This window comes from Pseudomonas sp. MM227 (assembly GCF_947090715.1).
Classification (GTDB): Bacteria; Pseudomonadota; Gammaproteobacteria; order Pseudomonadales; family Pseudomonadaceae; genus Aquipseudomonas; species Aquipseudomonas baltica.
The window spans coordinates 4,348,677-4,372,076 of the sequence record NZ_OX352319.1 but is presented as its reverse complement, the minus strand read 5'-3'; the positions used below and the strand labels follow the sequence as shown (position 1 = coordinate 4,372,076).

20 protein-coding genes are annotated in these 23,400 nt (G+C 63.9%); 7 read left to right on the top strand and 13 right to left on the bottom strand.

The window, feature by feature from the left end:
• Positions 1-60 precede the first annotated feature (60 nt).
• On the top strand, positions 61-1,374 hold the full coding sequence (locus tag ONG87_RS19900; RefSeq protein ID WP_122480125.1) for an ATP-binding protein: 1,314 nt from the start codon (positions 61-63) through the stop codon (positions 1,372-1,374).
• A gap of 57 nt (positions 1,375-1,431) precedes the next feature.
• Here the strand turns inward: ONG87_RS19900 and rimK are convergent, their stop codons facing one another.
• On the bottom strand, positions 1,432-2,337 hold the full coding sequence (gene rimK, locus ONG87_RS19895) for a 30S ribosomal protein S6--L-glutamate ligase (protein WP_122479844.1): 906 nt from the start codon (positions 2,335-2,337) through the stop codon (positions 1,432-1,434).
• Positions 2,334-2,756: an ATP-dependent zinc protease gene (locus tag ONG87_RS19890; RefSeq protein ID WP_236690498.1), complete on the bottom strand. Its 423-nt coding sequence runs from the start codon at positions 2,754-2,756 to the stop codon at positions 2,334-2,336. Before ONG87_RS19890 ends, rimK begins: the two co-directional genes overlap by 4 nt.
• 247 nt (positions 2,757-3,003) lie before the next feature.
• Between ONG87_RS19890 and ONG87_RS19885 the strand changes: the two genes are divergently transcribed.
• Entirely contained in the window at positions 3,004-3,408 is a 405-nt protein-coding gene (locus tag ONG87_RS19885) for an RNA-binding S4 domain-containing protein (protein ID WP_185794730.1), read from the top strand.
• A gap of 115 nt (positions 3,409-3,523) precedes the next feature.
• On the opposite strand, the gene ONG87_RS19880 is transcribed toward ONG87_RS19885, so the two are convergent.
• On the bottom strand, positions 3,524-4,321 hold the full coding sequence (locus ONG87_RS19880; protein WP_264381909.1) for a phosphatase PAP2 family protein: 798 nt from the start codon (positions 4,319-4,321) through the stop codon (positions 3,524-3,526).
• Between the two features lie 106 nt (positions 4,322-4,427).
• On the opposite strand from ONG87_RS19880, the gene hslO reads away from it, so the two are divergent.
• Together hslO and ONG87_RS19870 are read left to right on the top strand one after the other, a co-directional pair.
• The gene (hslO, locus tag ONG87_RS19875; protein ID WP_122479841.1) at positions 4,428-5,330 is read left to right on the top strand and encodes an Hsp33 family molecular chaperone HslO; all 903 of its coding nucleotides are present in this window, start codon (positions 4,428-4,430) and stop codon (positions 5,328-5,330) included.
• 179 nt (positions 5,331-5,509) lie between these two features.
• Positions 5,510-7,051, top strand: coding sequence for a phosphoenolpyruvate carboxykinase (locus tag ONG87_RS19870; protein ID WP_185794732.1), 1,542 nt, complete (start codon positions 5,510-5,512; stop codon positions 7,049-7,051).
• 122 nt (positions 7,052-7,173) lie between these two features.
• Here the strand turns inward: ONG87_RS19870 and ONG87_RS19865 are convergent, their stop codons facing one another.
• The 5 genes from ONG87_RS19865 to yrfG all read right to left on the bottom strand — a co-directional run bounded on the left by ONG87_RS19865 (position 7,174) and on the right by yrfG (position 12,836).
• Positions 7,174-7,647, bottom strand: coding sequence for a glycine zipper 2TM domain-containing protein (locus tag ONG87_RS19865; protein ID WP_185794733.1), 474 nt, complete (start codon positions 7,645-7,647; stop codon positions 7,174-7,176).
• Positions 7,648-7,946: 299 nt separating this feature from the next.
• Positions 7,947-10,283: an FdhF/YdeP family oxidoreductase gene (locus ONG87_RS19860; RefSeq protein ID WP_264381908.1), complete on the bottom strand. Its 2,337-nt coding sequence runs from the start codon at positions 10,281-10,283 to the stop codon at positions 7,947-7,949.
• On the bottom strand, positions 10,280-11,131 hold the full coding sequence (gene fdhD, locus ONG87_RS19855) for a formate dehydrogenase accessory sulfurtransferase FdhD (RefSeq protein ID WP_122479837.1): 852 nt from the start codon (positions 11,129-11,131) through the stop codon (positions 10,280-10,282). Before fdhD ends, ONG87_RS19860 begins: the two co-directional genes overlap by 4 nt.
• Before the next feature lie 94 nt (positions 11,132-11,225).
• Positions 11,226-12,101 carry a LysR family transcriptional regulator gene (locus ONG87_RS19850; protein WP_192059459.1) on the bottom strand — a complete coding sequence of 292 codons (876 nt, stop codon included), beginning with the start codon at positions 12,099-12,101 and terminating at the stop codon, positions 11,226-11,228.
• Between the two features lie 72 nt (positions 12,102-12,173).
• Positions 12,174-12,836 carry a GMP/IMP nucleotidase gene (gene yrfG, locus ONG87_RS19845; protein ID WP_264381907.1) on the bottom strand — a complete coding sequence of 221 codons (663 nt, stop codon included), beginning with the start codon at positions 12,834-12,836 and terminating at the stop codon, positions 12,174-12,176.
• Between the two features lie 91 nt (positions 12,837-12,927).
• Here yrfG and nudE point away from each other — a divergent pair, with 91 nt between their 5' ends.
• Both nudE and cysQ read left to right on the top strand, forming a co-directional pair.
• The gene (gene nudE / locus ONG87_RS19840; RefSeq protein WP_264381906.1) at positions 12,928-13,494 is read left to right on the top strand and encodes an ADP compounds hydrolase NudE; all 567 of its coding nucleotides are present in this window, start codon (positions 12,928-12,930) and stop codon (positions 13,492-13,494) included.
• Complete coding sequence (gene cysQ / locus ONG87_RS19835) at positions 13,491-14,330, top strand: 3'(2'),5'-bisphosphate nucleotidase CysQ (RefSeq protein ID WP_264381905.1); 840 nt, start codon at positions 13,491-13,493, stop codon at positions 14,328-14,330. The genes nudE and cysQ overlap by 4 nt, the downstream gene beginning before the upstream one ends.
• 23 nt (positions 14,331-14,353) lie before the next feature.
• Here cysQ and ONG87_RS19830 read toward each other — a convergent pair whose 3' ends face one another.
• The 5 genes from ONG87_RS19830 to rfbB form a co-directional block, all read right to left on the bottom strand.
• Positions 14,354-15,736, bottom strand: a complete 1,383-nt coding sequence (locus ONG87_RS19830; protein ID WP_264381904.1) for a sigma-54 dependent transcriptional regulator — start codon at positions 15,734-15,736, stop codon at positions 14,354-14,356.
• Entirely contained in the window at positions 15,733-17,547 is a 1,815-nt protein-coding gene (locus ONG87_RS19825; RefSeq protein WP_264381903.1) for an ATP-binding protein, read from the bottom strand. Before ONG87_RS19825 ends, ONG87_RS19830 begins: the two co-directional genes overlap by 4 nt.
• Before the next feature lie 92 nt (positions 17,548-17,639).
• Positions 17,640-18,185 carry a dTDP-4-dehydrorhamnose 3,5-epimerase gene (rfbC, locus tag ONG87_RS19820; RefSeq protein WP_122479830.1) on the bottom strand — a complete coding sequence of 182 codons (546 nt, stop codon included), beginning with the start codon at positions 18,183-18,185 and terminating at the stop codon, positions 17,640-17,642.
• Positions 18,182-19,057, bottom strand: coding sequence for a glucose-1-phosphate thymidylyltransferase RfbA (gene rfbA / locus ONG87_RS19815; protein ID WP_122479829.1), 876 nt, complete (start codon positions 19,055-19,057; stop codon positions 18,182-18,184). The genes rfbC and rfbA overlap by 4 nt, the downstream gene beginning before the upstream one ends.
• Positions 19,054-20,136: a dTDP-glucose 4,6-dehydratase gene (gene rfbB, locus ONG87_RS19810; RefSeq protein WP_122479828.1), complete on the bottom strand. Its 1,083-nt coding sequence runs from the start codon at positions 20,134-20,136 to the stop codon at positions 19,054-19,056. Before rfbB ends, rfbA begins: the two co-directional genes overlap by 4 nt.
• A gap of 267 nt (positions 20,137-20,403) precedes the next feature.
• On the opposite strand from rfbB, the gene ONG87_RS19805 reads away from it, so the two are divergent.
• On the top strand, positions 20,404-23,313 hold the full coding sequence (locus ONG87_RS19805) for an aminotransferase (RefSeq protein WP_264381902.1): 2,910 nt from the start codon (positions 20,404-20,406) through the stop codon (positions 23,311-23,313).
• Positions 23,314-23,400 lie beyond the last annotated feature (87 nt).

Here is a 23,400-nt window from a genome sequence, read left to right as displayed (position 1 = left end):
TTCGTCATCCACAATGTCTGCGAGCCTGCTCGCTCCTGCAACGTATGTGATCGCCACGCAATGAAAACCCCTGTCTGGTTTCCCCAAAGTTTTTTCGCCCGAACCCTCTGGCTGGTGTTGGTCGTCGTCCTGTTCTCGAAGGCCTTGACCCTGGTCTACCTGTTGATGAACGAAGACGTGCTGGTCGACCGCCAGTACAGCCACGGCGTGGCGCTGACGCTGCGTGCCTACTGGGCGGCGGACGAGAACAACCGTGACCAGATCGCCGATGCGGCGGGCCTGATCCGGGTGGTCGGCGGCGGCGTGCCGGAAGGCGAGCAGCACTGGCCGTACAGTGAAATCTACCAACGCCAGATGCAGGCCGAACTGGGCGAAGACACCGAAGTGCGCCTGCGCGTCCACGCCCCGCCCGCGCTGTGGGTGCGTGCGCCGAGCCTGGGCGCGGGCTGGTTGAAAGTGCCTCTGTACCCGCACCCTTTGCGTGGGCAGAAGATCTGGAGCGTGCTGGGCTGGTTCCTCGCGATCGGCTTGCTATCGACCGCTTCGGCCTGGATATTCGTGCGTCAGCTCAACCAGCCGCTCAAGCGTCTGGTGTTCGCCGCCCGGCAACTGGGGCAGGGCCGCAGCGTGCGCCTGCCGGTGAGCGACACGCCCAGCGAAATGACCGAGGTGTACCGAGCGTTCAACCAGATGGCCGAGGACGTCGAACAGGCCGGCCGCGAGCGCGAGCTGATGCTGGCCGGGGTGTCCCACGATCTGCGCACGCCATTGACCCGCTTGCGGCTGTCACTGGAACTGATGACCTCGGACAACGAGTTCACCCCCGACATGGTCCGCGACATCGAGGACATGGACGCGATCCTCGATCAGTTCCTGGCCTTCATTCGCGACGGCCGTGACGAAAGCGTCGAGGTCGTCGATCTGGGCCATCTGGTGCAGGAAGTGGTCGCGCCCTATAACCAGGCAGAAGAACAGGTACTGCTTCGCCTGGAACCGATCCCGCCGTTCCCGCTGCGCCGGGTGTCGATGAAGCGCCTGCTGAACAACCTGATCGGCAACGCCCTCTACCATGCCGGCAGCGGCGTGGAAGTGGCGGTCCATGTTTCGGGCGACGACAACGCGCCCTATGTGGTGCTCAGTGTGGTGGATCGGGGGGCAGGCATCGATCCGGGCGAACTGGCCGGCATCTTCGACCCGTTCATTCGCGGGGACCGCGCCCGCAGTGGCAAGGGCACCGGGTTGGGCCTGGCGATCGTCAAGCGCATCGCTGCCATGCATGGCGGCAACGTGGAGTTGCGCAATCGGTCGACGGGTGGGCTGGAGGCGCGTGTCAGGCTGCCGCTGGGCCTGATGCTGCCCAGGGACGCCGTTTAGCGCTGCCACCACGAGGATGCCGTTCGCCAACGCTGGCCGAACGGCATGTTGCGGTGTTTAGCCCTTGCCCTTGGTGCGGGTCATGTTCGGGCCGCTGTTCTTTTCGATGTGTTCGATGATCATCCCGGCCACGTCTTTGCCGGTGGTCACCTCGATCCCTTCCAGGCCGGGTGATGAATTCACCTCCATCACCAGCGGGCCGTGGTTGGAGCGCAGGATATCCACGCCGGCGACGCTGAGCCCCATCACCTTGGCGGCGCGGATCGCGGTCATGCGCTCTTCGGGTGTGATCTTGATCAGGCTGGCACAGCCGCCGCGGTGCAGGTTGGAGCGAAACTCACCTGGCCTGGCCTGGCGCTTCATCGCAGCGATCACCTTGTCACCCACCACGAAACAGCGGATGTCGGCACCGCCGGCCTCCTTGATGTACTCCTGAACCATGATGTTCTGCTTGAGCCCCATGAACGCTTCGATCACCGATTCGGCGGCGTTGGTGGTTTCACACAGGACCACACCGATGCCCTGGGTACCCTCGAGCACCTTGATCACCAGGGGTGCGCCGTTGACCATGCTGATCAGGTCGGGAATGTCGTCCGGCGAGTGGGCGAAGCCGGTGACGGGCAGGCCGATACCGCGTCGCGACAGCAGCTGCAGCGAGCGCAGCTTGTCCCGCGAGCGGGCGATGGCCACCGATTCGTTCAGCGGAAAGACGTCCATCATTTCGAACTGGCGCAGCACCGCGCAGCCATAGAACGTCACCGACGCGCCGATGCGCGGAATGACCGCATCGAAGCCCTGCAGCGGTTTGCCGCGGTAGTGGATCTGCGGTTTGTGACTGGCGATGTTCATATACGCGCGCAGCGTGTCGATCACCACCATTTCATGGCCACGGGCAGTACCGGCTTCGACCAGACGACGAGTGGAATACAGACGCGGATTGCGCGACAGCACAGCGATCTTCATGCAACACCTGTGGCAGAGGTAGTAGAGGCCGGGAACACCGGCTTGTCTTGAACGTAGGTGACGCCCGGGTTCACGACCAGTTGGCCATGGACCAGCGCCTTGGAGCCGAGCAACAGGCGGTAACGCATGGACTTGCGGCAGGCCAGGGTGAATTCCACTGTCCAGACCCGGTCGCCCAGGGCCAGGGTGGTCTTGATCACGTAGCGCGTCTGCGCATGGCCATTGGAGCTCTTGATGGTTTTCATCGCCACCAGCGGCGCTTCGCAGCGCCGGTGGCGCAGCTGTACCACGGTGCCCAGATGAGCGGTGAAACGCACCCATTTTTCACCGGCACGGGTGAACGGCTCGATGTCCGTGGCGTGCAGGCTGGAGGTGCTGGCGCCGGTATCGATCTTGGCGCGCAGGCCGGCGACACCCAGATCGGGCAGCGCCACCCACTCGCGCAGACCGATAACGGTCAGATGGTCAAATGTCTTCAAATCGGCAAACCGCAAGAGGTAGGGATGGACCCGTATACGCAAGCTTCAGACCGGCGCGGACCGGATCAATTCAACCCAGCCCGACGCCGCTTGGCAAGCATGCGTGCACTGTAATCGCAAAGACCGCCGCTTGCATCCGACAGGCACGGTAGTACAGTTTGATGACGGCATTTCGCGAGGTGAGCCTGTGGCACAGAAGCACAAGCAGGAAGAAGAGGAAAAGGTCCGTCTGGACAAATGGCTGTGGGCGGCGCGCTTCTACAAGACGCGTGCGCTGGCCAAGGAAGCCATCGAGAGCGGCAAGGTGCATTACCGCGGCGAGCGCTGCAAGCCTGGCAAGGAGCCACACGTGGGCGACGAGTTGCAGATACGCACCGGTTTCGAAGAGCGCAGCGTGATCATCGAGGCGCTTTCAATCGTGCGGCGTGGGGCGCCGGAAGCGCAGACGCTCTACCGCGAGACCGAACAGAGCCAGGCCAGGCGCGAGGCCGCGGCGGCCATGCGCAAGGCAGGTGCCCTGGGTGTTACCACCGATGGCAAGCCTTCGAAGAAGCAGCGCCGGCAGCTGTTCAGTTTTCGCTCAGTGGATTGATGCAGCGCAGTGCCGGCCTCTTCGCGGGCAGAGCCCGCTCCCACAAGGAAAAACTGTGGGAGCGGGGCGGGTGGGAGCGGGCTCTGCCCGCGAAGAGGCCGGCACGGACGACACATCAGCCCGCGACGATACTCAACCGTCCCAGCACCGGCAGCTTCGCCAGCAGCCTGAACAGTGGCTCGGTGGCACGTACGAGCCACTGTGAAGTGTGGGCCGCGAAAGGTGTGTAATACCCCCACCCCAGCGCCCAGACGGCCATCAACACGCCACCAATGTAGTCGTCCTGCCCCCAGTGGGCGCCAGCCACCAGGCGCGGCAGCATGAACACCACGGCCAGGGCCCAGATGCACAGCCACTGCCCGAGCCTGCGGGTACAGACACTCATGAACAGCGCCCAGATCAACAGCACCGAAGCGTGATCGCCGGGAAAACTCTGACTGGAGCGGTCCTTGAGCTCCCAGTGACGTTCCAGGTTCGGGTACCAGTCGCTGAGCAGTACCGGGTCGGCCAATACCATGCTCGGGCTGTCATGGTCCCAGCCCATTGCGTGTATCCACTTGGAAAACAGCGCGCGCACCACCACTAAGAGCAACAGCACAGCCATGAAGCCGAAGAAAGCCTGGCGAACCTGACGGGCCTTGAACACCCAATTGCCGCGGATCAGCAGCGCCAGCATGATCACGCCGACCACGATATCGAAAGGGCGCAGACTGCCCAGGGTCCAGGCGTAACGCCAGGCGGCGTTGCTGGCCAAGGGCGCGTTGAGCAGGCGAAACAGCCATTCGTCGAATGCTGTACACAAATGATGGCCAATAGGCCATAACCAGAAGCACAACAGCATGATCGGGATTGTATTGCACAGCAGCAAGCCGCTAACGTTCCACCTGGCTTGGAACAGCGGGGCTTTGTTCATAAGATACCTCTACATCTACAGGGCAGTGAGCGATCAAGCGAACGCTCTGAAGCGGGCTTTATAAAAGCCGCTACACATTTTGTCACCATTCTCAGATACTGGAATTATGCACGATCTTCCTGAAGCCGATTTCACCCAACGCTTTATTTTCGATGACGCCGATGTACGCGGTGAGGCGGTAGCATTGGAGCGCAGCTATGCCGAGGTTCTGGCCAAGCACGACTATCCGTTGCCGGTGCAGTTGCTGCTGGGCGAGTTCATGGCTGCCGCGGCCCTGCTGGTAGGTACGCTCAAGTTCGACGGTTTGCTGATCCTGCAGGCCCGTTCCGAAGGCCCCGTGCCACTGTTGATGATCGAGTGCTCCAGCGAACGCGAGATCCGCGGCCTGGCGCGTTTCCACGCCGAGCAGATCAACGACACCGATGGCCTGCCCGAATTGATGCCCGCCGGAACCCTGGCGATGACCATCGACCCTACCGAAGGCCAGCGCTACCAAGGCATCGTGGAGTTGGAAGGTGCCGACCTGTCGGCAAGTTTCTCGAATTATTTCGCCCTCTCCGAACAGCTCGGCACGCGCTTCTGGCTCAAGGCCGACGGCACCCGTGCCCGTGGCTTGCTGCTGCAGCAGTTGCCTGCCGCCGTGATCAAGGACGAGGACGAGCGCGCCGAGAGCTGGACGGCCGCCACCACCCTGGCGGACACCCTCAAGGCCGAAGAACTGTTGGGCCTGGATAACGAAACCGTGCTGTACCGCCTGTATCACGAGCAGGCACTGCGGCTTTTCGATACCCAGCCGATACGGTTTCGCTGCAGTTGTTCCAGGGAGCGTTCGGCACGAGCGCTCGTCAGCCTGGGGCACGACGATGCACGCGAGTTGCTCAAGGAGCATGGCGGTACGGTGGAAATCGACTGCCAGTTCTGCAACCAGCGCTACTTGTTTGACGCCACCGACGTCGATCAACTCTTCAGTGGTGCTGGTGTCGACGCTCCGTCAGATACCCGTCACTGAAGCGATTTAGTCTCGCTAAATGAAGAAAAACACGCCGGAATAACGCCGTTACCGACCGGAGGACGCTATTCTTTTCGAGCGTTTCTGGCATAATCCGGCCCACTTTTTAGCTGTAGTGGTTGTTGTAAACTTACTACAAAATGTTTGGAACACTCGGCCCAGAGCCGACGGGGAACCTCATGACGCAAGCCAAGAACGCCGTGTACGCCGATCTGACTGTAGACGATCTGGTTAAAGAAGCCCTGAACCGTGGTGAAGGCGAGCTTGCCGATACCGGTGCTCTGGTAGTGCGTACCGGTCATCGCACCGGTCGTTCGCCAGTCGACCGCTTCATTGTCGAAGAGCCCACCACCCAGGACGCCATCGCCTGGGGCCCGATCAACCGCAAATTCCCGGCCGACAAGTTCGATGCCTTGTGGAATCGTGTCGAAGCCTACCTGGGCGAGCGCGAGCGGTTCGTTTCCCATGTTCATGTAGGGTCCGATCCGGCGCACTACCTGCCGGTCAAGATGACCACCCAGACCGCCTGGCACAACCTGTTCGGCCGTTGCCTGTTCATCAACCCCGAGCAGTACAACGGCGGTGGCAAGGACGAATGGCAGGTGCTCAATGCGCCTGAGTTCGAGTGCGTCCCAGAGCGCGACGGCACCAATTCCGACGGTACCGTGATCATCAATTTCGCGGCTCGCAAGGTGCTGATCGCCGGCATGCGCTATGCCGGCGAAATGAAGAAGGCCATGTTCTCGGTGCAGAACTTCCTGCTGCCGGCTGCCGACGTGCTGCCGATGCACTGTGCCGCCAACATGGGCGAAGACGGCGACGTCACTCTGTTCTTCGGCCTGTCGGGCACTGGCAAGACCACGCTTTCGGCCGACGAAAGCCGTTACCTGATCGGCGACGACGAACATGGCTGGGGCGTGGGCGTGGTGTTCAACATCGAAGGCGGTTGCTATGCCAAGTGCATCGACCTGTCCGAGAAGAACGAGCCGGTCATCTGGAAAGCCATTCAACACGGCGCCGTGCTGGAAAACGTCGTGCTCGATGCCGACAAGAAGGCCGACTACGCCGATGACAGCCTGACCCAGAACAGCCGTGCCGCGTACCCTCGCGAGCTGATCGAGAAGCGCGCGCCGAAGAACCTGGGCGGTGAGCCCAATGCCGTGATCTTCCTGACCTGCGACCTGACCGGCGTGCTGCCGCCTGTGTCCATCCTCAGCGAAGAGCAGGCTGCCTATCACTTCCTGTCGGGCTACACCGCACTGGTAGGTTCGACCGAAATGGGCTCGGGCAGCGGCATCAAGTCGACCTTCTCGACCTGCTTCGGCGCACCGTTCTTCCCGCGTCCGGCGGGCGAGTACGCCGAGCTGCTGATCAAGCGTATCCGTGGCTTCGGTTCCAAGGTCTACCTGGTCAATACCGGCTGGACCGGTGGTGGCTACGGCGTTGGCAAGCGCTTCAACATCCCCACCACCCGTGGCGTGATTGCAGCGATCCAGAGCGGCGCCCTGATCGGGACCGAGACCGAGCACCTGGACATCGTCAACCTGGACGTGCCAAAGGTCGTACCGGGCGTCGATACCAATCTGCTCAACCCGCGCAACACCTGGGCCGACCCAGCTGCCTACGACGAAGCGGCCAAAGGCCTGGCTTCGCTGTTCATCGAGAACTTCAAGAAGTTCGAAGTGAGCGACTCGATCAAGGCTGCCGGTCCGCAGTTGTAAGCGTCTGCTGAAATAAAAAACCGCCCCTTGAGGGCGGTTTTTTTATGGCTCTGGGACAGGCGGTAGGTTAAAGGCTTGCAGCTAGAAGCCTTGCCGCCTGCCGCGTTTGCAGAAAGCCTGGCTCAGCGATCGCGCCAGTGCTTGTTGTGGCCGACGTGGCGGCCGCGGTCGCGATGTTTCGATTTGCCGCGATTGTCGTGGCCGCGATAGCGACGATCGTCACGGTCGTCGCGGTCGGCCGAGGTACCCATGTAGTTGCCCAATGCGCCGCCTGCGCCGCCACCCGTCGCCGCGCCCACCAGCCCGCCGGTGCTGCCGCCCACGGTGCGGCCCACCACGTTGCCACCTGCAGCGCCCAGCGCGCCACCAATGGCGGCCTGGCCGCGATTGCGCTTGTCTGCGCCCACTGCACTGCCGGCGGCACCACCCAGGCCTGCGCCAATGGTCGAGCCGGTGCTGCCGCCCAGTTGCTGGCCTACCACCGCGCCCAGAACCCCACCCAATGCGCCCCCTACACCGGCTTCGGTGTTGCTGCCTGCAGAAGCAGCGCCTGTCACCAGGCCAAGGGTCAACAAAAGTATCGAGGGAAATTTCATCGATCAGATCTCAGAGGGATGACGGCGCGACTTTGCAATGCGATGGGTCAGCCGACAAGCACGATGTGATGGAAAGCACGATGGGTACGCAGTTCCGAGATTCGGAAGTTTCATGGGGAAACTTTGAGCAGGGAGGGTGGTCGCACGTACTTCCGGAGTGGCGTCTTTTTGTCAAGATCGAGATCACGATCAAAAGCGACGCGGCTGGCGTCGCTGCTACAGGGCGTATGATCTAGCTATAGCAGCGGCGCAAGCCGCGTTGGCGGCCCATGCGCCGCGACACGGGGCTGCGCTCGACATCAGGCGATGCGGGCGCTCGGGGCGGGCTGCTCCAGGCGGATGGCAACGAACTTCGAAGTAGGCGTGCTGCTGCCTTCGCCCACGCTTTCCAGCGGCACCAGCGGATTGACCTCCGGGTAGTACGCTGCGGCCTGACCGGCCGGAATGTCGAACGCCAGCAGTGTGAAGCCCTTCACGCGCCTTTCGCGACCGTCCTCCCAGATCGACACCAGATCGGCTTTCTGCCCTGGACGGAAGCCCAGGCGAATGATGTCGGCTTCATTGGCGAACAGCACGTCACGCTGGCCACGCACGCCGCGATAGCGGTCGTCCAGGCCGTAGATGGTGGTGTTGTACTGGTCGTGGGAGCGCATCGACTGCATGATCAGGTCCGGTATCTGGCCGGTGGCGCGTACGCGTTCGTCGATCAGGTCCAGCGGCAGGCGGTTGGGCTTGAAATTGGCCCGTCCGCTGGGCGTGTTCCAGCGGCGAGCACCGGCGCTGTTGCCCAGGTAGAAACCGCCCGGATGCTTGAGCCGTTCGTTGAAGTCCTTGAAGCCGGGCAGGGTGTCGGCGATCAGATCGCGAATGCGATCGTAATCGCCGATCAGCCAGTTCCAGTCCACCGGCTGCGTACCGAGCGTGGCGGCGGCGATGCCGGCAACGATGGCTGGCTCCGAGCGCATGTGCTTCGACAGCGGCTGCAGTTGGCCATTGGAGGCGTGCACCATGCTGAACGAATCTTCCACAGTGACCGCTTGTGGGCCCTCGCTTTGTTGATCGATGTCGGTGCGACCCAGGCAGGGCAGAATCAGTGCCTGCTTGCCGTGCATCAGGTGGCTGCGGTTGAGCTTGGTGCTGATCTGCACCGTGAGCTCGCAGTTGCGCAGCGCCTGCGCCGTGCGCGGGCTGTCCGGCGTGGCCTGGGCGAAGTTGCCGCCCAGGGCGATGAAGACCTTGGCCCTGCCTTCGGCCATCGCATGGATGGCTTCCACCACGTTATGGCCGTTGGTGCGCGGCACATTGAAGCCAAAACGTTTTTCCAGGGCGTCGAGGAGGAACGCCGGTGGGCGCTCGTTGATGCCCATGGTGCGGTCGCCCTGCACGTTGCTGTGACCCCTTACCGGACACAGGCCGGCACCGGGACGACCGATGTTGCCGCGCAACAGCATCAGGTTGGAGATTTCCTGAATGGTCGGTACCGAGTGGCGATGCTGGGTGATGCCCATGGCCCAGCACATGATCACGTTCTTGCCCTTGAGGTACATGCGCGCGGCAAGTTCGATGTCCTCCAGCGGCAGGCCGGATTGCTCGACGATGTGCGCCCATGGCGTGTCATCGATCGCGGCCAGGTATTCCAGCACGGTGGCGGTGTGCTCGTTGAGGAAGTCGTGGTCGAACACCGACGGCGCATTGTTGGCCTGGGCCTCGCGTTCCCATTGCAGCAGGAACTTGGCCATGCCGCGCATCATCGCCATGTCGCCGCCCAGTGCCGGACGGAAGTAGGCGGTGTTGGTCGGACGGTCACCGTTGGTAAGCATCTCGATCGGATGCTGGGGGTGCTGGAAGCGCTCCAGGCCGCGCTCCTTGAGCGGGTTGATGCAGACCACTTGCGCGCCGCGCTGGACCGCTTCGCGCAAAGGTTCGAGCATGCGCGGATGGTTGGTGCCGGGGTTCTGCCCCCAGACGAAGATGGCATCGGCGTGCTCGAAGTCGTCGAACGTCACCGTGCCCTTGCCCACCCCGATGCTCTGCGACAATGCAACGCCGCTGGCTTCGTGGCACATGTTCGAGCAATCGGGGAAGTTGTTGGTGCCGAACGCGCGCACGAACAATTGGTACAGGTAGGCCGCTTCGTTGCTGGCCCGTCCCGAGGTGTAGAACTCGGCCTGGTCCGGGCTTTCAAGGTTGAGCAAATGCTTGGCGACCAGCGCGTACGCATCGTCCCAGGCAATCGGCACGTAGCGGTCGCTGGCAGGGTCGTAGACCATCGGCTCGGTGAGACGGCCCTGGTACTCGAGCCAGTAGTCACTCTGCTCGAGCAGGGAAGTGACGCTGTGCTTGGCGAAGAAGGCAGGGTCGACACGCCGCTTGGTCGCCTCCCAGTTCACCGCCTTGGCGCCGTTTTCGCAGAACTTCACCATGCCGCTTTCCGGCGAATCGCCCCAGGCACAACCGGGGCAGTCGAAGCCGCCATTCTGGTTGGTCTTGAGCAGGGTGCGGATGTTCTTCAGCGCGTTGTCGCTGCTCAGCCAGAACTGCGTCACGCTGATCAGTGCGCCCCAGCCACCCGCTGCACCTTTGTAGGGCTTGTAGCGGGGAACAGGGGTCTTGTCGGCTTGATTGTGAATACTCACGCTTGATTCTCCAACGCAGGGCTATAGACCCGCGGCGCGCTGTGCTGCGGCAGGTGAATGAGGTTCAGGTTGTGCCGGCGTGCCCATTGCAGGGCCAGGCCGGTGGGCGACGACAGGCTGACCAGGGTCTGGATGCCGGCGCGCAGTACTTTCTGGATGAGTTCGAGGCTGCACCGGCTGGTGACGATGGCCAGGCCGCCGGTGCTGTCGATGTTCTGCCGCACCAGGGCGCCGATCACTTTGTCGAGCGCGTTGTGCCGGCCTATGTCTTCACGGCCCAGCAGCAGGGTGCCTTGGGCGTCCATGAACAGCGCCGCATGCACCGCGCCGCTGCGTTGCCCCAGGGGCTGGAAGGCGCCGATGCGCTGGCGCAGGCCCTCGAGCCACTGCACCGGCGGCAAGTCGGCGCCGGCCAGCACGGCCAGTTCAGGCAGTGCCTGCTCCACGGCTTCGACCCCGCACAGCCCGCAACCGCTGCTGCCGGCCAATTGCCGACGCTGGGTCTTGAGGTTCCAGAAGGCGCGGTTGGCGATCTGTACCTCGGCGTGGCGTGCCGACCCAGTGCCGCTGAGCTTGATGTCGTAGATTTCATTGGCATCGGCCACGATGCCGCTGCCGATGCTGAAGCCGGTGACGAAGTCTTCGAGATCGGTGGGCGTGACCAGCATCACCGCCTGGCTGATGCCGTTGTAGGCGATCGCCAGCGCCACTTCTTCGGCCAGCGGCGTACTGCCGGGCTCGTCCAGGCTCAAGCTGCAATAACTGTAGGTCTGGCTGGCGATGGGGTTGGCGAGGGGTGCAACCGAGGAAGAAACGGGCACCGCGCTGGCCGGGTGCTTGGCGTTCATGGGAATGGACCGGCAGTGAATTCAGCCTTTAGCCTAGGCGCAGGACGAGCCAGCGTCTAATTGCTATTGCCGATGCGACGATAGACCGCATTGATCATGGCGCGTCATACAGCTTAAAGCAGGCTTCGGCCAGTGCCGAACGCGGCGCCGCGCGGCGCATGATCAGCCCCAGCGGCGCCAGCGTGTGGGCGTCGGCGATGGGTTGCAGGCGCAAGTGCTCGGTCAGCCCTTCCAGCCCGCCGGCCAGGGGCATGATGGCGCAGCACAGGCCGCCGTGTACGGCCTGGATCAACTGGTGAACCGCGTCGGTCTGCAGCAAGGGCTGCGGCGCCAGCCCGCGGGAGTGGAAATTGTGGTCGATGGACTGGCGAAAGTGCATACCGGTGGTGAGCATGCCCAGCGGCAACTCGATGAGCGCCTCCCAACTTAAGGCCTGCTCGCCGAAATCATAGTGGCGTTGATCGAACAACAGGCCCATGCGGGTTTCTCCCAGCGCCCTCGATTCGAAGCGCTCCTGATCGAGCCGCTCCAGAAACGATACCCCCAGGTCGATGCGGTTACTCGCCAGTTGCTCGAGGATCTGTTCGGAACTCAGCGAGCTGAGCTCGAAGCGCAGGTTCGGATGCGCACCGTGCAGGGTGTGCAGCAGTGGCACCGGGTCGAAGCTGGACAGCGGCACCACCCCCAGGCGCAAGGTGCCTACCAGATGCCCGCGACAGGCCGCGGCTTCCGCCTGCAGGCCGTCGTAGGCGGCCAGCACGGTGCGCGCCCAGGCCAGCACGCGCTCGCCTGGGGCAGTGAAGCCTTCGAAGCGCTGGCCGCGCTTCACCAGGGGCAACTCGAGCTCTTCTTCAAGGTTGCGCAGGCGCATCGACAGGGTCGGCTGGGTGATGTGGCAACGCGCTGCGGCCTGGCCGAAATGACGGGTTTCATCCAACGCGATAAGGAATTTGAGTTGCTTGATGTCCATGCTCGCTCCTGGGTAGGCGATGCGCAGTATAGCGGCACGCGCTGGTGGTGGGGCGGTGGGCAGCAGGGTGGGTCACAGACCTGCGATGAGCTCGCGGTAATCACCCACCGCCTCGAATTCTTCGGTGTCCTTGGCGCCCTTGCGGCTGTCCGGCTCGCACACCGCGAGCAGATGCTTGACCCCGTAGGCCTGGGCGCTGCGCAGCACCGGCAGGGTATCGTCGATGAACAGGCTGCGCGCCGGGTCGAAGCCTATGTCGGCCTGCAGGGCGTCCCAGAACTGCGCGTTTTCCTTGGGGTAGCCGTAGTCGTGGGAGCTGATCAGCCGTTCGAAATAAGGCGCCAGCTCGATGCGCTCCAGCTTCAGCGACAGCGAGTCGCGGTGGGCGTTGGTGATCATGATCACCCGCTTGCCGGCGCGCTGAATCGCTGCCAGAAACGTGTCGGCATCGGGGCGCAGGGCGATCAGGTCGGCCGTCTCCAGTTTCAGCTCGCGCACCGGGATGTTCAGCTCGCGGGTCCAGAAATCCAGGCAGTACCAGTTCAGCTTGCCGGCGTTGTCGGCGAACAGCGGTTGCAGCTCCAGCTGTGCCATGGCCAGGCTCACCCCGTGCAGTTGGGCATAGCGCTGCGGCAGATGTTCGAGCCAGAAATGGTTGTCGTAATGCAGGTCGAGCAAGGTGCCATCCATGTCCAGCAGGACGGTATCGATGGTGCTCCAGGCGAGGCGTGGCATAGCGAAGATTCTCGGGCAGTGGTGGATCAAGGGTGGCCTGCCGCAGGCCAAGCCACGGTATAGTAACCCGTTCACGTCCAGGAGCTGCCCGATGCGCCAGAAACCCGAAGTCCTTGCCCGCGAAATCGTCGCCAGTAGTCGCCTGTTCCGTGTCGAAGAAGTGCAATTGCGCTTCTCCAATGGTGTCGAGCGTACCTACGAACGTCTGGTGGGGCGCGGCAATGGCTATGGCGCGGTGATGATCGTGGCGATGGCCGATGCCGAGCATGCGCTGCTGGTCGAAGAGTATTGCGGGGGCACCGACGCCTATGAGCTGTCGCTGCCCAAGGGTTTGATCGAGCCGGGCGAAGACGTGCTGGCTGCAGCCGATCGCGAGCTCAAGGAAGAAGCCGGATTCGGCGCCCGGCAGCTCGAGCACCTGACCGAGCTGTCGTTGTCGCCCGGCTACATGAGCCAGAAAATCCAGGTGGTTCTGGCGCAAGGGCTGTACGAGGAGCAGCTCGAGGGCGACGAGCCGGAGCCGATGCGGGTCGAGCGGGTGAACCTGCGCGAGCTGGCCGGCCTGGCCCAGCACCCGCAGTTCTCCGAAGGCCGCGCACTGGCTGCCCTGTACCTGGCGCGCGACCTGCTGATCCAGCGTGGAGTGTTCAGCCTGTGAGCGATCTCGAACGTCTGTTGCCAGAAGTAGTGGCGCTGGCCCATCGGGCTGGCGCGGCGATCCTGCCGTTCTGGCGGGCCGATGTGCAGGTCATGGCCAAGGCCGACGAGTCGCCGGTCACCGCAGCCGACCTCGCCGCGCATCATGTCATCGTCGATGGATTGAAGGCGTTGGCACCGGATATCCCGATCCTGTCCGAAGAAGATGCGGACATCGCGCTGCACGTGCGCGAACGATGGACCCGCTGGTGGCTGGTCGATCCACTGGACGGCACCAAGGAATTCATCAACGGCAGCGAGGAATTCACCGTCAACATCGCCTTGATCGAGCAGGGTCAGGTGCTGTTCGGTGTGGTCACCGTGCCAACCACGGGCAGCGCCTACTATGGCGGGGCGGGGCTCGGCGCCTGGCACGCCGTGGGCGAGCAGCCGGCGCAACCGATCAGCGTGCGCCGCACGCCTGCGCCAGGCGGCGCGTTCAAGGTGGTTGCCAGCCGACGCCATTCCAGCCCCGGGCAGGAGCACCTGCTCGCCGGGTTGAGCGCCGTGGTGGGCCCCCTGGATCTGGTCAGTGTCGGCAGCTCGCTGAAGTTCTGCCTGTTGGCCGAAGGCGCCGCCGATTGCTATCCGCGCCTGGCGCCAACCTCGCAATGGGACACCGCTGCCGCCCAGGGTGTGCTCGAAGGTGCTGGCGGCGAAGTGCTGCAGATCGACGGGCAGCCGTTCGTCTATCCTGCCCGCCAGTCGTTGCTCAACCCGTCGTTCCTGGCGCTGCCCAGGGATGTGCCATGGCGTCAGTCGCTGGTGACGCTGGCGCAGGCCGCGAGCGAGCACTAGGCAGTCGCTGCAGAGCCCTGGATTCACTCGTGTTCGTCGCCCCCGCCAAAGCTCAGGCCATGCTTGCGCAGCTTGTCGTGCAAGGTCTTGCGTGGAATGCCCAGGGCTTCGGCCAGGCTGCGCACCGAGGTGTGCGAGCGGCTCATCTCGGCCGCGATCAAGGCGCGTTCGAAATGCTCGACCTGTTCGCTGAGCCCGCCGGCGACCGTTCGCGCCATGTCCACCGGGCCCGGCTCGCTGTTGTCCAGTGCCAGCTCGAGCCCCAGGGCGAAGCGCTCGGCGGCGTTCTGCAGCTCGCGCACATTGCCCGGCCAGCTGTGCCGCAACAACAATGCACGCTGGGCGGCAGACAGTTCGTTGGCCAGTACCCCGTGGCGCTCGGCGGCAGCGTCGGCGTAGTACTGGAACAACGCCAGCACGTCTTCGCCACGCTCGCGCAACGGCGGAATGCGTAGCGAGGCGACATTGAGGCGGTAATACAGGTCGGCGCGGAAGCGTCCCTGGTCGGCGGCCTGACGCAGGTCTTCCTTGGTGGCGGCAATCACCCGAATGTCCAGGCGGATCTGCTGGTTGCCACCCAGGCGCTCGACCACGCGCTCCTGCAGCAGGCGCAGCAGCTTGACCTGTACGTCCAGGCTCATGCTTTCGATTTCGTCGAGAAACAAGGTGCCGCCGTTGGCGAACTCGAACTTGCCGATGCGGCGTTTCTGCGCGCCGGTGAAGGCACCGGGTTCATGGCCGAACAGCTCGCTTTCCACCACCGATTCGGCCAGGGCACCGGCGTTGATTGCCACGAAGGGACCGCCGCGACGGCTGGACAGGTCGTGCAGAGCGCGCGCCACCACTTCCTTGCCGGCGCCGGTTTCGCCCAGAATCAGCACGTCGGCCTTGGTTCCGGCCAGGGCGCCGATCTGTTCGCGCAAACGCGCCATCGGCGCCGACTGGCCCACCAGGCGCGTGCTCAGCTGCTGGCGATCGCTGAGGGCCATGCGCAGGCTGCGGTTGTCCAGCACCAGCCGGCGCACGGCCAGGCCGCGACGCACGCTGTCGAGCAGCGCATCGCTGGCGAATGGTTTTTCGAGGAAATCGTAGGCGCCGGCGCGCATGGCCTGCACGGCCAATGGGACGTCGCCGTGCCCGGTGATCAGCAGAACCGGCAGTTCGGTGTCCCGCGCATGCAATTGTTCGAGCAACTGCAGGCCGTCGATGCCCGGCATGCGGATGTCGCTGACCACGACACCCGGCCAGTCGCGCTCGATGCGCGCGGACAGGCCCTGGGCGTCGGCCAGGGCCAGCACTTTCAGCCCGGCCAGGTCCAGGGTCTGGCTCAAGGCCTGGCGCAGGTGGGGATCGTCGTCGATCAGCACGACCTGGATCTTGCTGTCGATGGCGCTGTCGCTGGTCATGCCGATGGGTCCTCTGGAGCTTGCAGGCTGACCCCGGGCTCTCCGGCGCGCAAGCGCAGGATCAGCAGGGCACCGCCTTGGGGATGATTGGACAGCAGCAGTTCGCCGCCCAGCGCGCGCATCAGCGTATCGCAGATCGCCAGGCCCAGGCCAAGTCCCTGCGTGCGTGTCTTGGTGGTGAAAAAGGGTTCGCGGGCGCGGGCCATGGCCTCGCTGGTGAAGCCTGGGCCGTTGTCGCGGATGCGCAGTTCGACGCCGTCGGCCGTTTGTTCGGCGCTCAGCCACAGGCACCGCGGGTTGGCCTTTTCGGTCAAGGCATCCAGGGCATTGGCCAGCAGGTTGCCCAGCACCTGGCGCAGTCGGGTTTCACCGGCCTGCACCCAGAGCGGCGCATCGGGCAGGTCGCGGATGAGCTCGACGGCCATGGCCCGGCGGCGCTTGGCGAGCAGGGCCAGGGCATCGTCGAGGGCTGGCTGCAGGGCGACACTTTCCAGGGCGTGACGGTCGCGTCGGGCGAAGGCGCGCAGGTGGGCGATGATCGAGGCCATGCGCCCGGTCAGTTCGCTGATCAGCTTGAGGTTGCCTCGTGCATCCTCGATGCGCTCGTGGTCGAGCAGCACTTCGGTGTTCTCGGCGTAGCTGCGAATGGCCGCCAGGGGCTGGTTGAGCTCGTGGCTGATGCTGGCCGACATGGTGCCCAGCGCCGACAGTTTGCCCGCCTGCACCAGTTCGTCCTGGGCACGCACCAGTTCCTGCTGGGCCTGCTCGCGTTCGAGCACTTCCTGGCGCAGCTTGCTGTTGAGCCCTTCGAGCGCACTGGTGCGTTCCACCACCCGGGTTTCCAGTTCGTGCCGGGTACGCCCTTCGAACTCGATGCGCTCGAGGTAGTGGCGGCGGCGCTGCATCATCAGGCCGAGCAGCAGCATCAATGCCAGGAGCAAGGCTCCGCCCACGGCGACGACGGTGCGCACCGGTCGATCGAGCAAGGTTTTGGGGGCGAGGATGCTGACGTTCCAGCCGGTTTCGGCGATGGTGCGCGTTTGCGTGAGCCAGGCGTCGGGGTCCAGGTTCAGCGGCTGTGGATCGCGGGTGGGGTAGGGCAGGATCGAGACGATGGCCTGGCGCTCGCTGTCGCTGAGCGGGCGCGTGGCACGGAAGCGCCATTCAGGGCGCGAGGTCAGGATGACCACGCCGTTGTGGTCGGTGAGCAGCAGCTGTTCAGGCGTCTTGCCCCATAGGGTTTCGGTGTGGTCGAGGTCGACCTTCACCACCAGAACGCCAATGACCTTGTCCTGGTCATGCACGGCGGCGGCAAAGAAGTAGCCGCGCTTGGCCGAGGTCGTGCCGAGCCCGAAGAAGCGCCCCAGGCGCCCGGCCACGGCATCGCTGTAATAGGGGCGGAAGGCGAAATTGCGGCCGACGAAACTGTCGCGCTGTTCCCAGTTGGAGGCGGCCAGGGTATTGCCGTCGGCGTCCAGCAGGTACATGACTTCGGCGCCGGTCTGTTCGCGGATGTCCTTGAGCAGGTGGTTGGCGTCGAGGATCGCCTGGGCGTTGCGGGGAGCGGCCAGCAAGGCGCGCAGCGCCGGCAGGTCACCGAGGATCTGCGGCAGGGTTTCGTAGCGGTGCAGGGTGCCCAGCAGGTTGGCGACGTAGAGGTCCAGCGTCTGCCGATTCTGGCTGACCAGCTCGCTTTTGTAATAGCGCTCGGCCAGATGCTCCAGTGGCCACAACAGTGGCGCCAGGCACAGGGCCAGGATTGCCAGGCTGCGCCAGCGGGGTCTGCGAGTGATGAAAGGTCTGGAGGTCATAGGACAACACGCCGGAATTGACCGGCGTATTATGCGCCACGTAAACGCCGCGAAGCACGGTCGACATGCATCGCGACGTTACCGCAGGCCGATCACGGGAACACGTCGGCCTCTTCCAGGCGCTTGCCGGCCAGGTCCTTGGCCGACAGCGACGGGGCTGCGTCCAGCTGCCAGTCGATTGCCAACTGCTCGTCATCCCAGGCAATGCTGCGCTCGGACGACGGGTCGTAGTAATCGGTGGTCTTGTAGAGGAACTCGGCGTACTCGCTCTGCACCACGAAACCGTGGGCGAAGCCTGGCGGAATCCACAACTGACGGCTGTTCTGCGCGGACAGCTCGACCGCCACCCACTTACCGAAGTTCGGCGAGCTGCGGCGGATGTCCACCGCCACGTCGAGCACTTGCCCGGTGACCACGCGAACCAGCTTGCCCTGGGCATGCTGCACCTGATAGTGCAGCCCGCGCAGCACGCCGCGGGCGGAGCGTGAATGGTTGTCCTGGACGAACGGCAGCGTCACGCCGGTGGCCTCCTGGAAGGCCTTGGCATTGAAGCTTTCGTAGAAGAAGCCGCGCTCGTCACCGAAAACCTTCGGCTCGATGATCAACACATCGGGCAGGTCGGTAGCGATCACTTTCATCGGGTTTCTCCGGCCAGCGAGTACAGGTACTGACCATAGCCGGTCTTGCCGAAGTACTTGGCGCGTACCAGCAGCTGTTCGCGGTCGATCCAGTGGTTCTGGTAGGCGATCTCTTCCAGGCAAGCCACTTTCAGGCCCTGACGGTGTTCGATGGTCTGCACGTATTGCGAAGCATCGAGCAGGCTGTCGTGGGTACCGGTGTCGAGCCAGGCAAAGCCGCGGCCGAAGCGTTCCACGCGCAGGTCGCCGCGTTCCAGATAGGCATTGTTGACGTCGGTGATTTCCAGCTCGCCACGGGGCGAAGGCTGGACATCCTTGGCAATGCGCACCACGTCGTTGTCGTAGAAATACAGGCCGGTGACCGCATAGCTGGACTTGGGCTCGGTCGGCTTCTCTTCGATGGACAGTGCACGCCCGTCCTGGTCGAACTCGACCACGCCGAAACGCTCCGGATCCTTGACCCAGTAACCGAACACGGTGGCGCCGGTCGGGTGCGCCGAGGCACGCTTGAGCTGGTCGCTGAAGTGCTGGCCGTGGAAGATGTTGTCGCCCAGGATCAGGCACACCGGGTCTTCGCCGATGAATTCCTCACCGATCAGGAACGCCTGGGCCAGGCCGTCCGGTGCTGGCTGTTCGGCGAACTGGATGTTGATCCCGAACTGGCTGCCGTCGCCGAGCAACTGGCGGTATTGCGGCAGGTCCTGAGGGGTGGAGATCAGCAGGATCTCGCGAATGCCGGCCAGCATCAGTACCGAGATCGGGTAGTAGATCATCGGCTTGTCGTAGATGGGCAGCAGTTGCTTGGAAACACCCAGGGTAATGGGGTGCAGGCGGGTGCCGGAGCCCCCGGCCAGAACGATACCTTTCATCATGCGATCAAATCCTTAGGTTCGGTGAAGCCCAGGCGTTCACCTTGATAACTGCCGTCCTGTACGCGACGGCACCATTGAAGATTGTCCAGGTACCACTGCACGGTCTTGCGCAGGCCGGTCTGGAAGGTTTCCTGCGGCACCCAGCCCAGTTCGCGCTCGATCTTGCTGGCGTCGATGGCATAGCGCACATCGTGGCCCGGGCGGTCCTTGACGAAGGTGATCAGGTCGGCATAGTGCGCCACGCCGTCCGGACGCTGTGGCGCCAGTTCGTCGAGCAGACCGCAGATGCTGCGCACCACGTCGATGTTCTTCTGCTCGTTGTGGCCGCCGATGTTGTAGGTCTCGCCGACCACGCCTTCGGTGACGACCTTGAACAGGGCGCGGGCATGGTCTTCGACGTACAGCCAGTCACGCACTTGCATGCCATTGCCGTACACGGGCAGTGGCTTGCCGGCCAGGGCATTGAGAATCACCAGCGGAATGAGTTTTTCCGGGAAGTGATACGGGCCGTAGTTGTTCGAGCAGTTGGTGATCAGCACCGGCAGCCCGTAGGTACGCTGCCAGGCACGCACCAGGTGGTCGGAGGCTGCCTTGCTGGCCGAGTACGGCGAGCTTGGCGCGTACGGTGTGGTTTCGGTGAACAGGTCGTCCACGCCGTGCAGGTCGCCGTAGACCTCGTCGGTGGAAATATGGTGGAAGCGGAAGGCTTCGCGTTCGGCCGCCGGCAGGTGCTGCCAGTAGCCACGGGTGGCTTCGAGCAAGGCGTAGGTACCGACCACGTTGGTCTGGATGAACTCGCCCGGCCCGTCGATGGAGCGATCGACGTGGGATTCGGCCGCCAGGTGCATGATCGCGTGGGGCTGGAAGCGCGCCAGCACGGCGCTGACCGCGGCCTGGTCGGCAATGTCGGCCTGGACGAATTCGTAACGGCTGTCGCTGGCGATTTCAGCCAGTGATTCGAGGTTGCCGGCGTAGGTCAGCTTGTCGAGGTTGAGTACTTCGTGCTCGGTGTTGGCGATCAGGTGACGCACCAGTGCCGAGCCAATGAAACCGGCGCCGCCGGTGATGAGAATGCGCATGTCGAAAGCCTTCTTCCTGAGCTGACAATGATTCGTTGCAGCCTAGCTTGTGTGGATGGGCGCGGCGGTGCAAGCCCGGTTTGTCAAACGAATGTGCAACGGTGTTCCACCCCAGGCCTGTTCATGAGTGACACAGGCCTGGGGCGGCGTAGTTCAACGGCAGTCTGCCTGCGCGATCGAATCGCGAGCGGCAGGGTTGCCGGCGGTGGAAATCCTGCGCGGCGAACCGCTACAGTACTTGCAAACCAGACCATCGAGGTTTCATTCATGCCGCTCGACATGCTCGTGCATCGCGCCAGTCGTCCCAACCCCGTGGTGAGTATCGAACAGGCGCAGGCATTGTTGTTCGAGCATTATGGCCTGCAAGGTCAGCTGCACAGCCTGGGCAGCCAGCAAGACCTCAATTTTCGCGTGGAAAGCGCCCAGCATCGCTGGGTGCTGAAGTTCTGTCACGATGACGCCCCGCAGGCACTCGCGGCCCAGCATGCCGCGATGCGCCATCTGGCTGGCCACGGCCTTGCAGTACCACAGGCACTGGCTGCCCTCGACGGTCGCGACACCCTTGCCGTACACCTGGGCCAGCAGCGCCTGCAGATGCGCGTGTTGAGCTATCTGGACGGTCAGCCGCTGACTCGCCTCAAGCATCTGGGGCCAGTTGCGGTCGCGCGCATCGGTCAGTTGTGCGGCGAGGTAGACCGCGCCTTGCTCGACTTTCAACACCCTGGCCTTGCGCGCACGCTGCAATGGGACCCGCGACATGCGCATAAGTTGCTTGATCATCTGTTGCCAGCGCTCGACGATCCCGGGCAGCGCGGCCGTGTGGTCGAAATGGCGTTCCAGGCGCAGCGTCGAGTGGGTGCGGTCAGTGCCAATCTGCCGCTGCAGGCGGTGCATCTGGACATCACCGATGACAACAGTGTCTGGCAGCGCGATGCCGACCTGCGCTGGCAGCTTGCGGGCCTGATCGACTTCGGTGATCTGGTGTACACCTGGCGGGTGGCGGACCTGGCGGCGACCTGCGCTGCGCTGCTGCATCATGGCCATGGCGATCCGTTCGCGGTGTTGCCGGCAGTGGCAGCCTATCATCGGGTCAATCCGCTCGAGGAATCGGAGCTGCGTGCGTTATGGGCATTGGTGGTGCTGCGGGCCGCGGTGCTGGTGTCGAGCAGCGCCCGGCAGTTGAGCGTGGCACCGGACAACGACTACATCCGGGCCAATGTCGAACATGAGTGGGAAATTTTCGACATAGCTACCGCAGAACCATTCGAATTGATGGAAGCGGCAATTTTCAGCAGTGTGGGCCAGAGCATACCTGAATCAGGCGGAGATGGCATATTGCCTTTGTTTGCCCACGTGACGCATTCGACAGTTTGTCGAGTGGACTTGAGCGTACTCAGCGAGCATTTCGCGGACGGCAATTGGGAGCAAGCGAATATCGACGAACGGCTGCTGAGCGATGCCGCAGCGGGCAGCGGCTGGGCCTGTACGGGGTATGGTGAGTATCGCCTCTCGCGTACCCGCATCGATACCTGCGCGGCGTCGGCGACCTGCGCGCTGCACGTGCAGGTTCAGGCGCCGCCGGGCACCAAGCTGCAGGCGCCCTGGGCTGGCACGCTGAAGCGGTTGGCAGATGCCAGCGTGGTGCTCGAAGGTCCTTCCGTGAGCCTGCACCTGTGGGGGCTCGACTGCTCAAGCCCGGCGGGGACCGTGCTGGCTGCGGGCGCACCGTTGGGCAAGGTCGACGGTTCGCTGCTGGTGCAGTTGTGCCGCAGCCCTGATGTGAGCCCGCCACTGTTCTGCACGCCGGCGCGGGCGGCGGCCTGGCAGTCCCTGTGCCCGTCGCCGGCAAGGGTGCTCGGCATGGATTGCGACGCGCCGCTACCGCCCGACGCAGGTCTGCTGCTGCAGCGGCGCGACGCCAGTTTCGCTCGCTCGCAGAAGCATTATTACCAGGCGCCGCCGCAGATCGAGCGCGGCTGGCGCAACCATCTGATCGACATGCACGGCCAGTCGTACCTGGACATGCTCAACAACGTCGCGGTGCTCGGCCATGGACACCCGCGCATGGCCCAGGTGGCGGCGCGGCAATGGTCACTGCTCAATACCAACTCACGCTTTCACTATGCAGCGATCGCCGAGTTTTCCGAGCGCCTGCTGGCGCTCGCGCCGCCAGGTTTCGATCGGGTGTTTCTGGTCAACAGCGGCACCGAGGCCAACGATCTGGCGATCCGCCTGGCCTGGGCAGCCAGCGGCGGGCGCGACATGCTCAGCATGCTCGAGGCCTACCATGGCTGGTCGGTGGCCACCGATGCCATTTCCACCTCCATCGCCGACAACCCTCAGGCGTTGAGCACGCGACCGGACTGGGTCCATCCGGTCATGGCGGCCAACAGCTACCGTGGCACTTTCCGTGGTCCCGACTGCACCGCAGGCTACGTCCGCAGTGTCGACGACACCTTGCGTCAGCTGGATGCGCAGGGCCGCCAGCTGGCCGGTTTCATCTGCGAGCCGGTGTACGGCAACGCCGGCGGCATAGCCTTGCCCGAGGGCTATCTGCAGCAGGTCTATGACCGCGTTCGCGCGCGGGGCGGGCTGTGCATCGCCGACGAAGTGCAAGTTGGCTATGGGCGCCTGGGCGAGTATTTCTGGGGGTTCGAACAGCAAGGCGTGGTGCCGGACATCATCACCATGGCTAAGGGCATGGGCAATGGTCACCCGCTGGGCGCGGTGATTACCCGCCGCGAGTTAGCCGAGGCACTGGAGGCCGAGGGGTATTTCTTCTCATCGTCCGGTGGCAGCCCGGTCAGTTGCCGCATTGGCCTGGCGGTGCTCGATGTGATGGCCGAAGAGGGGCTGTGGGAGAACGCGAGGGTGGTCGGCGGGCATTTCAAGGCACGCTTGCAAGGGTTGCTCGACCAGCATCCGCTGGTGGGCGCCGTGCACGGGTCCGGGTTCTATCTGGGCCTGGAACTGGTGCGCGATCGCCACAGCCTGGCGCCGGCGACGCAGGAGACGGCGTTGCTGTGCGAGCGGCTGCGCGAGCTGGGCATCTTCATGCAGCCCACCGGTGACCACCTGAACATCCTCAAGATCAAGCCGCCGATGGTGACCACCCGACAGAGCGTGGATTTCTTCGTCGATTGCGTGGCGCAGGTGCTTGACGAAATCCAGGGCTGAAAGACAGGCCTGGGCGCGTTTCACGATCCGCTCGACAACCTGTAGAGTGCGCCCATACCTTTTTCATGGACCACCGGAGCCCTGACC